The following is a 13,664-nucleotide window of genomic DNA, read 5'->3' as shown; positions in this document are numbered from 1 at the left end:
TCCTTGAATCACTGGCCCCACGAATCACGCAAGGTCACGGTACGGTTGAATACCGGAGCGCCCGGTTTCGAGTCCTTGATATCCGCGCAGAAGTAACCTTCGCGCTCGAACTGGAAACGGTCTTCCGGCTGTGCGTTGCCCAACGAAGGCTCGGCACGACAACCAGTGAGAACTTGCAGCGAATCAGGGTTGATGTTGTCCAGGAAACTGGCGCTGTCTTCGGCTTTCTCCGGGTTCGGAGAACGGAACAGACGATCGTACAGACGCACTTCGCACTCGACGCTGGCGGCGGCCGGCACCCAGTGGATCACGCCTTTGACCTTGCGGCCTTCAGGGTTCTTGCCCAGGGTTTGCGGGTCATACGAGCAACGCAGTTCGACGATGTTGCCATCGGCGTCCTTGATCGTTTCGTCGGCACGGATCACATAGCTGCCACGCAGGCGCACTTCACCGGTGGGTTCCAGGCGCTTGTAGCCCTTCGGCGGCTCTTCCATGAAGTCGTCACGGTCGATGTAGATTTCACGGGCGAACGGCAGCGCACGCACACCCATGTCTTCTTTCGGATGACGCGGCAGTTCAAGGTTCTCGACCTGGTCTTCCGGGTAGTTGGTGATCACGACTTTCAGCGGACGCAGCACGCACATGGCACGCGGGGCGCTCTGGTCGAGGTCGTCACGGATGCTGAACTCGAGCATGCCGAAGTCGACCACGCCGTCGGAACGGTTGGTGCCGATCATTTCGCAGAAGTTGCGGATCGATTTCGGCGTGTAGCCACGGCGGCGGAAGCCCGACAGCGTGGACATGCGCGGGTCGTCCCAGCCGTTGACGTGCTTTTCATCGACCAGTTGCTTGAGCTTGCGCTTGCTGGTGATGGTGTAGTTCAGGTTCAGGCGGCTGAACTCGTACTGGCGCGGGTTGGCCGGCACCGGCAAGTGTTCGAGGAACCACTCGTACAGCGGACGGTGGCTTTCGAATTCCAGGGTGCAGATCGAGTGAGTGATGCCTTCGATGGCGTCCGACTGACCGTGGGTGAAGTCGTAGTTCGGGTAGATGCACCACTTGTCACCGGTCTGGTGGTGGTGAGCGTGACGGATGCGATACATGATCGGATCGCGCAGGTTCATGTTCGGCGAAGCCATGTCGATCTTGGCCCGCAGCACACGTGCGCCGTCCGGGAACTCGCCGGCACGCATGCGGGTGAACCAGTCGAGGTTTTCTTCTACGGAGCGATCACGGAACGGGCTGTTCTTGCCCGGCTCGGTCAGGCTGCCACGGTATTCCTTGGCTTGCTCAGGGGTCAGGTCGTCGACGTAGGCCTTGCCGGATTTGATCAGCTCTACCGCCCAGTCGTGCAACTGGTCGAAATACTGCGAGGCGTAGCGCACTTCGCCGGACCATTCGAAGCCCAGCCATTTGACGTCGCTTTCGATCGCGTCGATGTATTCCTGGTCTTCCTTGGCCGGGTTGGTGTCGTCGAAACGCAGGTGCGTGACGCCGCCGAACTCCTGGGCCAGGCCGAAGTTCACGCAGATCGACTTGGCGTGGCCGATGTGCAGGTAGCCGTTGGGCTCAGGCGGGAAACGGGTGACGATCTGCGTGTGCTTGCCCGAGTCCAGGTCTGCCTGGATGATCGGCCGCAGGAAGTTGACCGGCACGGCTGGGCCGGTCTTGGCATTCGAGGTAGGGTCGACAGTGGGCTTGCTCATAGGATCCTTGAACGTACAAGTGCGTGGCCGTAATGAAGGCCGGACAAAACAAAGCCGCTATCATAGCCGATGCCGTCAAGCACCTGACAGCGCGCACCTGCAAACGGTCGCATTTAATAGGCGGTAAATGAAAAACAGCCTCGAAATTCACGCCTGTCACGCTAAACTGCGCACCTTGGCCGAGACAGGCTGAACCGGTTGCGGGATGGAATGTCCCAAAACCACGAATTCCTCCAAAGAGTAACGATCATGACCCAAGTCAAACTGACTACCAACTTCGGCGACATCGTCCTCGAACTGAACGCCGACAAAGCCCCGATCACCGTGGCCAACTTCGTCGAGTACGTTAAAGCCGGTCACTACGAAAACACCGTTTTCCACCGTGTCATCGGTAACTTCATGATCCAGGGCGGCGGTTTCGAGCCAGGCATGAAAGAAAAGAAAGACAAGCGCCCAAGCATCCAGAACGAAGCTGACAACGGTCTTTCCAACGAGAAGTACACCGTTGCCATGGCTCGCACCATGGAACCGCATTCGGCTTCCGCACAGTTCTTCATCAACGTGGCTGACAACAGTTTCCTGAACCACAGCGGCAAGAACGTTCAGGGCTGGGGCTACGCAGTGTTCGGCAAAGTGACCGCCGGTCAGGACGTTGTCGACAAGATCAAAGGCGTGGCCACCACGTCCAAGTCCGGCCACCAGGACGTACCAGCAGACGACGTGATCATCGAGAAAGCCGAGATCATTGAGTGATATTGCTGATTTCAGACTTGCATCTGGAAGAGGAGCGCCCGGACATTACCCGGGCGTTTCTGGATTTGCTCGCCGGACGCGCCCGCTCGGCGAGTGCGTTGTACATTCTGGGCGACTTTTTCGAGGCGTGGATTGGCGACGACGCCATGAGCCCTTTCCAGCGTTCCATCTGCCAGGCCCTGCGCGAATTGAGCGACAGCGGCACGGCCATTTTCCTGATGCACGGCAATCGTGACTTCATGCTCGGCAAGGCCTTTTGCAAACAGGCCGGCTGCACATTGTTGAAGGACCCGAGTGTCGTGCAGTTCAACGGCGAGCCGGTGCTATTGATGCACGGCGACAGCCTCTGCACCCGCGACGAAGCCTATATGAAGCTGCGCCGCTACCTGCGCAACCCGATCACCCTGTTCATCCTGCGGCATCTGCCGTTAAGCACCCGGCATAAACTGGCGCGCAAGCTGCGCAGTGAAAGCCGTGCGCAAACGCGGATGAAGGCCAATGACATTGTCGACGTCACGCCCTTGGAGATTCCGCGGATCATGCAGCAATACGGCGTGAAGACGCTGATCCATGGGCACACTCATCGCCCTGCAATTCACAAGCTGCAGCTGGGCGAACAAGCGGCCCGGCGCATTGTGCTGGGGGATTGGGATAAGCAAGGTTGGGCATTGCAGGTGGATGAAAACGGGTTTGCATTGGCTCCGTTTGACTTCACGCCACCGCCGCAATTGGCTGCTCCGGCGAACTGACTGCCGCCTCCCCTGTAGGAGCGAGCCTGCTCGCGATAGCGGTGGATCAGTCAACAAAGATGTTGAAGCTGAATCCGCTATCGCGAGCAGGCTCGCGCCTACAGTTGTTGCGCGGTGTTTATGTTTAGTGTCCCGAGGACGCCGCAGGCCCGGCCTTCGCGGTAAACGGCGGCTTGGCCAGCCATACGATCAATATCAGCCCGAAAAACATCCAGCCCAGTAGGGTGAAGTAATCCACCGTGGACATGATGTACGCCTGGCTGACCACCATCTGATCCAGCTGCGTATAGGCCTTGACCCCCGCCCCGCCCAGATGCGTCAACGTTTCACGTGTCGCCGGGTCGAACTGGGTGATGCTTTCGTTCAGATAAGCGTGGTGCTGGTCTGCCCGACGAATCCAGATCCAGGTCGTCAACGATGCCGCAAAGCTACCGCCCAAGGTCCGCAGGAACGTCGCCAACCCCGAACCATCGGCAATCTGATGCGGTGGCAAGTCCGAGAGCAGGATGGTCAAGGTCGGCATGAAGAACAGCGCCACGCCGATGCCCATGAACAGCTGCACCATGGCGATGTGCTGGAAATCCACTTCATTGGTGAAGCCGGCGCGCATGAAACAGCTCAGGCCGATGGCCAGGAATGCCCCGCCTGCCAGCACCCGCATGTCGAATTTCGGCGCGTACTTGCCGACAAACGGTGACAGCAGCACCGGCAGGATACCCAGCGGCGCCACGGCAAAACCGGCCCAGGTCGCGGTGTACCCCAGTCGCGTCTGCAGCCATTGCGGCAGGATCAGGTTGATCCCGAAGAACCCGGCATAACCCAGAATCAGCACGATGGTGCCGTAGCGGAAGTTGCGGTGGGCGAATAGCCGAAGGTTGACCACCGGATGTTCATCGGTCATTTCCCAGATCACAAAGAACACCAGGGCGACCACGGAAATCACCGAGCCGATGATGATGAAGCTCGATTCGAACCAATCGGCATCGTTGCCTTTGTCGAGGACGATCTGCAACGCGCCGACGCCGATGATTAAGGCGATCAGGCCGACGTAATCCATCGGCTGGCGGCTGGTGACCACCGGGCGCTTTTTCATCTGCTGCTTGACCACCCACGCCGCGAAGAGACCGATCGGCACGTTGATGAAGAAGATCCACGGCCAACTGTAACTGTCGGTGATCCAGCCGCCCAGGATCGGCCCGGCAATCGGCGCCACCACCGTGACCATGGCCAGTAGCGCCAACGCCATCCCCCGTTTCGCCGGGGGATAGACCGCAATCAACAGCGTCTGGGTCATGGGGTACAACGGCCCCGCCACCACGCCCTGCAGGACCCGAAAGCCCACCAGTTCCGGCATGGAAGTGGAAATCCCGCACAGGAACGACGCGAGCACGAACAGCAGCGTCGCCCAGATAAACAGTTTCACCTCGCCGAAACGGCGGCTGAGCCAACCGGTCAGCGGCAGTGCGATGGCGTTGCTCACCGCGAACGATGTGATCACCCACGTGCCCTGCTCCGCACTCACGCCCAGGTTGCCGGAAATCGTCGGCAACGCCACGTTGGCGATGGTGGTGTCGAGCACTTGCATGAAGGTCGCCAGCGACAGGCCGATGGTGCTGAGCACCAGGCTGGGAGGCGTGAAAGAGGCGTTATTGCTCATCGCGAATCCTTTGACACTCAGGTTGCGCTGCGCCCGTTACAGGCGCAGTCGACGGATTGGCGAATCAGCGATGCGCGGTCTTGCTGACCGCAGCGCTGTTGTCGTGAATCAACTGCGTGATCATGGCGTCGGCCTCGGCCAACTGGCGGTCGTAGATGCGGGTGCTGAACGACGCCTTCTGCGGAGGCTGTTGCGCCAGCACCGGGCCGCTCTGGTCGTGCAGGTCGACATCGACGATGGTCGACAGGCCAACCCGCAGCGGGTGTTTGGCCAATTCTTCGGCGTTGATGTGAATCCGCACCGGCACCCGTTGCACGATCTTGATCCAGTTACCGGTGGCGTTTTGCGCTGGCAGCAGGGCAAACGCACTGCCGGTACCGGCGCCGAGGCTGTCGATGGTTCCGCTGTATTTCACGCTGCTGCCGTAGAGATCGGTTTCGATTTCCACCGGTTGGCCAATGCGCATGTCGCGCAACTGAGTTTCCTTAAAGTTGGCGTCGATCCACAGTTGATCCAGCGGAATCACCGCCATCAACGCTTCACCCGGCTGCACCCGTTGACCAAGCTGTACCGAGCGTTTGGCCACGTAACCGGTAACCGGTGCGATCAAGACACTGCGGGAATTGTTCAGGTAGGCCTGACGCAATTGCGCGGCGGCGGCCATTACGTCCGGGTGCGAGGACACCACAGTGTCGTCGACCAGTGCGCTGGTGGTCTTGAGTTTCTGCTGGGCGTTGGCCAAGGCGTTTTGCGCCGAGGTCAGGTCGTCACGGGCGTGGGACAATTCCTCCTGGGAAATCGCCCCGCCGCTGGCAAGGTTTTTCCGGCGGCTGTAGTTGTCCTGGGCCTTCTGCACTTCGGCTTGCTGGGCGTTGACCTGGGCTTTCATGCCATCGACATCGCTGTACAAACCGCGAACCTGACGCACCGTGCGGGCCAGATTGGCCTGGGCGTTTTGCAGGCCGATTTCGGCATCGTTCGGGTCGAAGTTCACCAGCACCTGGCCTTCGTGGACCAGGTCACCATCGTCGGCGCCGATGCTCACCACCGTGCCGGTGACCAGCGGAGTGATTTCCACCACGTTGCCGTTCACATAGGCGTCGTCGGTGCTTTCGCTCCAGCGCCCGTAAAATTCGTGATAGGCCCAGACGCCCACACCGCTGAGTGCGACGACCACGGCAAGCACCAGCAACATGAACTTGCGCTTGCCCGCGTTGGGATTGGCCGGGGTGTTTTCCGGGGATTGAGTTGTATCGGCAGTGGCCATGACAAGTACCTTGAATTAGTGGGTCAGCGTGGCTGGCGCGGCGTCGGCCGAGGCCATGGCCTCAGGCTGGAAGCCGCCACCCAGCGCCTGTATCAGTTGGATCGACAGGTCGATCTGCTCGGCGTTCAGGTTGGCCAACTGACGCTGGGCCTGAAGCAATTGTTGCTCGATGCTGAGCACGTCCAGGTAGTTGCCGATGCCGGAACCGTACCGCTGGACCACGGTGTTGTATGAATCCTGGGCAATGTCGGTGGCGTGCTGCTGGGCAGCGATCTGCCGACCGATATCACGCAACTGGTTGATGCTGTCGCTGACATCGCCCAACGCCTTGACCAGGCTTTTGTTGTACTGCGCCACCGCCAGGTCGTAGTCGGCGTCGCGGGAATCGAGGTCGGCGCGAAGACGGCCACCGTCGAAGATCGGCACGGAAATGGTCGGCGCGACATTGAAGAATCGACTGGCCGAACCGAACATCGCATCGCCCAATAACGATTCGGCACCCGCCGCTGCGCTGAGGTTCAAGTTTGGATAGAACTGCGTTTTGCCGGCGTCGATGTTCTTGCTCGCCGCCTCGACCCGCCAACGCGCCGCCACCAGGTCCGGACGACGACCGAGCAGCTCGGCCGGCAACACCGACGGCAACGCCACGGCGCCAGGTTTGAGAATGTTCGGCCGGGCGATTTCATTGCCGCGATCCGGGCCTTTGCCAAGCAGCACGGCCAGTGCGATCCTGGCGCTTTGCAGGCGCTTTTCGGCGTCGATCAGGTTGGCTTCTGACGTGGCTTCCAGGCTTTCGGTTTGCTGGAACTGATACTGGCTGTCGATCCCGGCGCTCAGGCGACGCTGGCTCAGGTCGAGCATTTGTTTGGTGCGTTTGAGGTCTTCGGCGGACAGATCGTGGACGATGTAAGCCTGCCCAAGATCGCTGTAAGCGCGGGCCACATCGGCGGACAAGGTCAACTGCGCCGCCTTTTGATCGACTTCCGCAGCGCGGGCCTCGCCCAGTGCGGCTTCCCAGGCGTCACGCTGACCGCCCCAGAGATCGAAGTTGTAGTTGAAGCTGGCACCGATGTTACGCACGGTGGCGTAGTTGTCGCCCTGCCCCAGCGGGTCCTGGTCCCGGGCCAGACGTGAACGGGTGACACCGGCGCTGGCATCGAGGGTCGGCATCCGCGCGGCATCGGCGGCGTAGGCGGCGGCGCTGGCCTGATGGGCACGGGCGTCGGCGATCTGCATGTCGGGGCTGTCGTGCAGGGCTTCGCGGATCAGGCCGTCGAGCTGCGGATCGCCGAGGCTTTGCCACCAATCGCTTTTCGGCCATGCCGCCGGTGACAACGTCACGCCGCCGAGGGATTGTCCGGCCTTGAGATTTTTCGCATCGAGGCTGACGCCTTCGGTGCTCAAGCCGCTGTAACTGGCGCAACCGGCCAGACTCATGGCCAACAGCACCAGGCTCAAACCGGTGCGCAGGGTTTTACTGTTCATTGTTACCACCCAAGCGCAGCAAGGTGATCGAATCACCCGCTGCCAGTAAAATTTTCTTGAGGATCAGCTCCAGGTTCTTCAACTCATCTGGAGTGATGGCGCCGGCCAGTTCATTCATGGCTTCGGCACCGATGTGCGGCAGACGGTCAGCCAGTTGTTGCCCCTCTTGCGTGAGCACTAGCTGCACCTGTCGGCGATCAGCCTCGGAGCGTTGGCGAGCGAGGAAGCCTTTCTGCTCCAGACGATCGAGCATGCGGGTCATCGAACCGCTGTCCAGCGACAGATGCCGACACAGCTCACCCGGCGAATCGACGCCGAACTGAGCCATGATGATCAGCACCTTAAACTGCGCGGCGGTGATGCCGTGGGGTTCCATATGCGTGTCGATGATCCGGTCCTTGAGCAGCGCAGCGCGCCCTAACAGGAGACCGAGATGGCAATTGTGGAAATCGTCTGGCGTGAAATGTTTCATCTGAACACCAATTAGCTGCCTAGGCAGTGAATGTATGTCGAGATGTTACTGCCTAGGCAGCGAATGTCAACGTAATAGTTAGGAGGCTTAGTAATTAGTTGGCCGGTGGTGTCGGGCTGCTTTTGGCTGGCCCTCTAGAAATCCCGCTTATAAAAAATATCCAGCGAACTCGCCACGCCCCCAGCCGCTTCGAGATAAACCTTCTTGCTCAGCTTGTAACGCAAGGCAATGGTATTGGCCGGCTCAAACACCCCAACCCCATAGCGCAAACTGAGCTTCTCCGAAAGATTACCGCTGGCCACAACACTGGTGGCATTACCACTGCCCTGAGTATCGAGCTGGAAATCCTCAATCCCCAGATTCTTCGCCAGACCACCCGTCACCCCGGAACTGCCCATCAACCCCAAACCGAGCGCCGCCTGGGCGAGCATGTTGTTGTCCTCACCGTTGGTACTCAACGGACGGCCCAGCACCAGATAAGACAACGCCTGCTCCTGGCTCATCGCCGGTTCGGAGAAAATTTGCGTGGTCGGCTGCTCGGCGCTGCCGCTCAAGCGAATGCCGGCGATCACGTCATCCGTCTGACGGATGGCTTCGATGTCCAGGTACGGCTGGTCGATGGGACCTGCAAACAGCAACCGCGCCCGACGCACCGACAGGCGCTGGCCGTAGGCTCGGTAGCGACCGTCGTTGAGCCACAACTCGCCACGGGTGTCCATGTTGTCGCCGATGTGCACATGCCCCTTCACATTCGCGGTCAGGCCGAACCCGGCAAAGCTGAGTTTTTCCTCGCCGACCACCACATCGATGTCCATTTTCATGGCAAGCGGTGGTTTGCCTTCCTCGGTTTGCTGGCCAACGATCACCGTGTCATCGGACACCTTGACCGTCGATGGCGGCAACTCGCGGATGGTGATGTCGCCCTTGGGCACCAGCACTTTGCCGGCGATGGCCAGTTCATCGCCCTTCATCGAGATTTTCAGGTCCGGCGCCACTTCGACCTTGGCGTACGGTTCAACGCTGACCGGCAACTGCGAACCCTTGAGCGCCAGATCAACCACCAGCGCCTGGCCCCAGGCAATGTTGCCGTTCAGGCTGCCCTGCCCGGTCTTGCCGCTTTTCCAGCCGCCGTTGAGTTGCACGGTTTCGCCGGCGATCACGGCCTGCAACTGCAAGGCTTGAATCTCCATCGGCAACTCGGGGCCGGACACTTCGCCGTCGCTCAGTTGCAGACTGCCGTTGACCTGCGGCGCCAACAACCCGCCGGAAATCGTGCCGCTGCCATTCAAACGTCCGGTGAGTTTCTCGACCATCGGCACGAACGGCCGCGCCACCGACAAGTCCAGGCCATTCAAACGGAAGGAACCGGTCAACGGTTTGTTCTTCGGCAATGGATTGATCTGAGCCTGCACCATCAGTTCGCCGAGCTTGCCACCGACGAAATTAAGGTCGGTGTCGATGCGCTTGGGCGTGAGTTTGCTGGTGAGTTTCAGGGTCTGGTACGGGAAGTCCAGCCACTGGTCTTTCTCCTTCACACGCAACGTGCCACCGCTGGCATCGATGCTGATCACACCGTTCGGGCCACTGGCGGGCAAGTCCAGTTGCACGTCCGCGTTGAGTCGACCTTGCCAGGCGAAATCCTTCGGTAGCCACTGTGCGAGGCTGTCGATCGGGAATTGCTTGAGGTGATAACGCAGCTTCGGTTCCGGCATCAGGCGCTGATCTTCGCCGCACAGACTGGCCGGACCGGACGCCCAGCAATGGGCGCCAAAGTTGATTTTGCCGTCCGCCAGCCGCTCCAGTTTTGCCGGACCTTGCAGTGTCCAGTCCTGCCCCCCGGCCTGGATGTCGCCACTGGCCAGACGTCCGCGCCAGTTGCCTTTATCCAACGCACCGTCGAGGCCGAGCGCGAGTTTGAGCTTCGGCCCTTGCAGGTCGAGGTTGAGCTTCTGGTTCTTGATGTCGCCCTGTCCGCTGGCGGTCAGCGTGCCCAGCGAGGTATCGCCCGCCTGGATGCCGCTGCCCTTGAGGTCGATTTTCGCCCGTTGCGCGCTGTCGAGGGTCGCGTCGAGGTTGAGGCTTTGCAGACGATTGTCCTGGAAAGCCAACTGCGTGCCTTGCAGCCCGAGCTTGCCTTGCGGTGCCTTGAGCGTACCGGCGACATCGATCCGGCCATTGATCTGCCCGCGCAACTGCGGCCAGAGCTGAGCCAGGCGCAGCAGCTTGATATCGATCTGCCCGGTGAGTTTCTGTTGCAGGCTGCCCTTGCCGTTGATGCTGTTGTCACCAAGGCGAACCTGTAGGGCGTTGAGATTCCATTGCTCACCCGCCCCGTCGGCCTTGGCCTGCAAAATCGCCGGTTGACCCCGCAGTTTTCCCTTCAGATCAAGGTCGGCAGTGAGGCTGAGTTTTTCATTCTTCAGTTCACCCTTGCTGCGCAACGGTCCAGCGAGGGTGCCCGGCAATTCCGCAACCCAGTACGCCGGGTTGATCGCCGAAAGATCCAGCGCGGTGTCCCAGGCGATGCCATCGGCGAATTGCAGGTTCAAATGCCCTTCAGCCTTGCCCTGCCCCGCCACCAGTTGAATTTGTTGCAGATAGATTTTCGTCAGGTCGCCAGCGAACGGGCTCGTCAGGGTGAACGCACCGGCCGGACCGTCCAGCGCCGCATTGAAGTGGCCGAGGTACTTGCCGTCGGTGTACGAGACTTCACCGTTGAAGCTGCGCAGGGCCACTTCCGGTTCGTCAATCAACGGATAGAGGCTGTGCCACGGGAAATCCAGCCAGTCGATTTTCGCTTCGGCGCTCAGGCCTTTGCTCCAGTCCACCTGCCCGATGAGTTTGAGGCTTTGCTTGTCGTTGGCGGTCAGGTCCAACGCGGCGATCTGCGCGCCGTTGGCGTCGACCTTGCCTTGCAGTACCAGCGCGACCGGGCCTTTTTCCCCAGGGAGCGTGGCTTTGCCGAGTAACGCATAACCGTTTTTCAGGTCACCGTCGCCGGTGAGTTCCAGTTGATTGAATTGCAGCGTGTCCGGCAGATCGGCGCTGGGCTTGAAGCCGTCAGCAGTGATGCGCACCTCGGCCGGCAGGTTTTCCGCCAGCGGTTGCAGCTCGCCAGTCAGTTGCCCGGTGAGATAGCCGCTGCTGTCGGCTTTCAGGTTCAGGGTTTTCAGAAGGTCGCCGTCAATCTTCAAGGCCAATGTCCAAGGCGCCGGCGTCGCCAGGGTCAATTGGCCCTCAGCGGTGAGCGGCCAGTTTCCCCCGGGCTGCAGACGCCCCGACAGACTCAGGCTCAGATCGTCACGCTGCAGTTTTACCGAGTCGATCTGCATGCCCTGTTCTGTCCAGTGCGCCGCCAGCTGCAAGCCCTTGAGCTGTTCACTGCCATTGAACAGCAGGCTGCCGACCTTAATGTCTCCCAGTTCCAGCGCCACCGGCAGCTTCAAATCGGGAAGACTGATCGGCCCGCTGCTTGGCTCTTCCGCACCGGGCGGGAATTGCAGGCTGACCTGTTCCGCCTGCAATTGATCGATGCACAAGGTCATGCGTGTCAGGCACAGCGGCGACCAGGCGAAGATGACTTTGCTCAGTTCAACGCGACTGGTGTCTTGCTGCCACAGCACGCGGTCAGCACTCCATTGCCCGCCCAGGCGACCCTGAAAATTATCCAGGCTCAAGCCCGGTACAAAGCCCAGCGCCCAACGACTGCCTGTCGCCGTACCCAACACGGTGGCCAGCGTCAGAACCACCAGCATCAATAGCGTCAGGATCGCCAGCAGCGTTACTTTCAAGCCACGTTTCAAAGCTCAGGCCCCATGGAAAAGTGCAAGCGAATGCCACCGTCGTCATCCAGCGCATGGGCCAGGTCGAGACGAATCGGCCCTACCGGCGAAACCCAGCGCACGCCGATACCGACCCCGGTCTTGAGATTCGGCAGTTCGAGTGTATTGAAGGAATTGCCCTGATCGACGAAGGTCGCGACTCGCCACTTTTCAGCGACGGAGTATTGGTACTCGACGCTGCCGGCGACCATGTAGCGGCCACCGATGCGGTCACCCTCGTTGTTTTCCGGGGACAGGCTCTGATAGTCGTAGCCGCGCACGCTCTGGTCGCCACCGGCAAAAAAGCGCAGTGACGGCGGAATGGACTTGTAACCGTTGGTGGCACTGCCGCCGACCTGCACCCGACCGAGGAAACGGTGCTTGTCGAACACCGTGGTCAAGCCTTTGACCAGTGCCGTGCCGTACAACAGGTTGTTGTCCGAGCCCAACCCTTCTTTGGCCACTTTGCTTTCGAATTGCAGGCGATAACCATTGTGCGGGTCGATGCGGTTGTCGCTTTTCAAGTACGAATAACTCACGCCCGGCATCAACAGGGTACTGAGCCCGGAGTCGTCGCCGAGTCGGTATTCCTCACGTTGCCACTTCAGCGAGACCACCCGCTGCCAGCCGCTGGGCAACTTGCTGTGCCATTCCGGGCCGATGGTCAGCAGTTTGCTGAGGCTGTCCTTGTCGGCGATTTCCTCTTTCTGATAGCCCCCGGCGAAACGCAGTTTGTCGGTCAAAGGCGGGTCCAGCGGAATGTCGTAGAACAGCCCGACGTTTTGCCGAGGCGCTGAAATTTCCGTCTCCCAGCCATAGCTGTGGCCCTGCGGGTTGACCCAGTGCCGGGTCCAGTTGGCCTTGACCCGAGGGCCGACGTCGGTGGAGTAACCCAAACCCAAGCCCATGGTCCGCGGTTTGCGGGTTTCCAGTTTGACGTCCACCGGGATCACATCGTCCTTGGACGCGGTCGGCGCGGCATCCACCCGCACACCCTCGAAGTATCCGCTCGATTGCAGCGCCTGATTGAGTTCGGCGATCAGTTCGGAGTCGTATGGCGTGCCGGCCTTGAACGGCACCATGCGTTGCAGCAGGTCTTCGTCAAACGGCGTGTCGCCTTCAAACTTGACCTTGCCCAGTGAATAGCGAGGGCCACTGTCATAAATAAGCTCGATATCGGCCACGCCGGCTCGCGGGTCGACCGACAGTTTGGAACGGGTGAAATGGCCGCTGAAAAAACCGTAGCGCGAAGCCTGGTTCTGGATCAGCCGCTTGGCGTCGTCGTATTGACCATGATTGAGCACCGCACCGCTTTGCAGCGCATGGCTCTTGGGCACGCGAAAGGATTTTAGCGAGGCGGCCGGGCCGTCGATACGGAGGGTGACGTTGCGCAGATGCACCGGCTCGCCGGGCACGATATTGAGTATCAGGTGCGGCGTCTTGCCACCCGTCACGTCGCTGTCGATTTGTGGCTGGTAGTAACCCAAGGCCTGGGCAGCCTTGCGCGCCTGTTCCTCGGCGCCACGGCTGAAGCGCAACAAGGCCTCTTCGTCACGATCGCCGAGACTGCCGATATAGCCCTCTATATTGGCTTTGAGTTCATCGTTGGACGGTTTGACCCGCACATCCAATTCACTTTGCGCCAGTGCCGCACAGCTGCTAATCAGCATGAGCACGCCACTGGTAATTCTTCCTGAAAACTTCATAGGCGCGGATGCTATCACGGGCACGGGAGCGTGATAGAGCCTGCCACG

At 60.3% G+C, this 13,664-nt stretch carries 9 protein-coding genes; 2 read left to right on the top strand and 7 right to left on the bottom strand.

Features of this window, described 5'->3' with window-relative positions; genetic code table 11:
* Positions 1–8: 8 nt before the first annotated feature.
* Positions 9–1,706 carry a glutamine--tRNA ligase/YqeY domain fusion protein gene (locus ACNYC6_RS23840; RefSeq protein WP_419709428.1) on the bottom strand — a complete coding sequence of 566 codons (1,698 nt, stop codon included), beginning with the start codon at positions 1,704–1,706 and terminating at the stop codon, positions 9–11.
* Positions 1,707–1,955: 249 nt separating this feature from the next.
* Here ACNYC6_RS23840 and ACNYC6_RS23835 point away from each other — a divergent pair, with 249 nt between their 5' ends.
* Both ACNYC6_RS23835 and lpxH read left to right on the top strand, forming a co-directional pair.
* The gene (locus tag ACNYC6_RS23835; protein WP_150701287.1) at positions 1,956–2,459 is read left to right on the top strand and encodes a peptidylprolyl isomerase; all 504 of its coding nucleotides are present in this window, start codon (positions 1,956–1,958) and stop codon (positions 2,457–2,459) included.
* Positions 2,456–3,208, top strand: coding sequence for a UDP-2,3-diacylglucosamine diphosphatase (lpxH, locus tag ACNYC6_RS23830; RefSeq protein ID WP_419709427.1), 753 nt, complete (start codon positions 2,456–2,458; stop codon positions 3,206–3,208). Before ACNYC6_RS23835 ends, lpxH begins: the two co-directional genes overlap by 4 nt.
* 124 nt (positions 3,209–3,332) lie before the next feature.
* Here the strand turns inward: lpxH and ACNYC6_RS23825 are convergent, their stop codons facing one another.
* From ACNYC6_RS23825 to ACNYC6_RS23800, 6 genes are all read right to left on the bottom strand, one after another.
* The gene (locus ACNYC6_RS23825) at positions 3,333–4,865 is read right to left on the bottom strand and encodes a DHA2 family efflux MFS transporter permease subunit (RefSeq protein ID WP_419709426.1); all 1,533 of its coding nucleotides are present in this window, start codon (positions 4,863–4,865) and stop codon (positions 3,333–3,335) included.
* A 64-nt stretch (positions 4,866–4,929) separates the two neighbouring features.
* Positions 4,930–6,132 carry an HlyD family efflux transporter periplasmic adaptor subunit gene (locus tag ACNYC6_RS23820; protein WP_419709425.1) on the bottom strand — a complete coding sequence of 401 codons (1,203 nt, stop codon included), beginning with the start codon at positions 6,130–6,132 and terminating at the stop codon, positions 4,930–4,932.
* Between the two features lie 15 nt (positions 6,133–6,147).
* A complete protein-coding gene (locus tag ACNYC6_RS23815) occupies positions 6,148–7,617 on the bottom strand; it encodes an efflux transporter outer membrane subunit (RefSeq protein ID WP_419709424.1) in 1,470 nt (489 codons plus the stop codon).
* A complete protein-coding gene (locus tag ACNYC6_RS23810; RefSeq protein WP_419709423.1) occupies positions 7,607–8,089 on the bottom strand; it encodes a MarR family winged helix-turn-helix transcriptional regulator in 483 nt (160 codons plus the stop codon). The genes ACNYC6_RS23815 and ACNYC6_RS23810 overlap by 11 nt, the downstream gene beginning before the upstream one ends.
* Before the next feature lie 134 nt (positions 8,090–8,223).
* The gene (locus tag ACNYC6_RS23805; protein ID WP_419709422.1) at positions 8,224–11,892 is read right to left on the bottom strand and encodes a translocation/assembly module TamB domain-containing protein; all 3,669 of its coding nucleotides are present in this window, start codon (positions 11,890–11,892) and stop codon (positions 8,224–8,226) included.
* On the bottom strand, positions 11,889–13,616 hold the full coding sequence (locus tag ACNYC6_RS23800; RefSeq protein ID WP_419709421.1) for an autotransporter assembly complex protein TamA: 1,728 nt from the start codon (positions 13,614–13,616) through the stop codon (positions 11,889–11,891). The genes ACNYC6_RS23805 and ACNYC6_RS23800 overlap by 4 nt, the downstream gene beginning before the upstream one ends.
* Positions 13,617–13,664: the final 48 nt, after the last annotated feature.

The organism is Pseudomonas sp. NFX224, from assembly GCF_048565165.1.
Classification (GTDB): Bacteria; Pseudomonadota; Gammaproteobacteria; order Pseudomonadales; family Pseudomonadaceae; genus Aquipseudomonas.
This window is presented reverse-complemented; position numbering and strand designations above follow the sequence as displayed.

What these genes read in the sequence shown, in the direction of transcription:
- ACNYC6_RS23815 (WP_419709424.1), bottom strand. Translation starts at nt 7,617, where the DNA reads ATGAACAGTAAAACCCTGCGCACCGGTTTGAGCCTGGTGCTGTTGGCC.
- ACNYC6_RS23840 (WP_419709428.1), bottom strand. Translation starts at nt 1,706, where the DNA reads ATGAGCAAGCCCACTGTCGACCCTACCTCGAATGCCAAGACCGGCCCA.
- ACNYC6_RS23800 (WP_419709421.1), bottom strand. Translation starts at nt 13,616, where the DNA reads ATGAAGTTTTCAGGAAGAATTACCAGTGGCGTGCTCATGCTGATTAGC.
- ACNYC6_RS23810 (WP_419709423.1), bottom strand. Translation starts at nt 8,089, where the DNA reads ATGAAACATTTCACGCCAGACGATTTCCACAATTGCCATCTCGGTCTC.
- ACNYC6_RS23825 (WP_419709426.1), bottom strand. Translation starts at nt 4,865, where the DNA reads ATGAGCAATAACGCCTCTTTCACGCCTCCCAGCCTGGTGCTCAGCACC.
- ACNYC6_RS23820 (WP_419709425.1), bottom strand. Translation starts at nt 6,132, where the DNA reads ATGGCCACTGCCGATACAACTCAATCCCCGGAAAACACCCCGGCCAAT.
- ACNYC6_RS23835 (WP_150701287.1), top strand. Translation starts at nt 1,956, where the DNA reads ATGACCCAAGTCAAACTGACTACCAACTTCGGCGACATCGTCCTCGAA.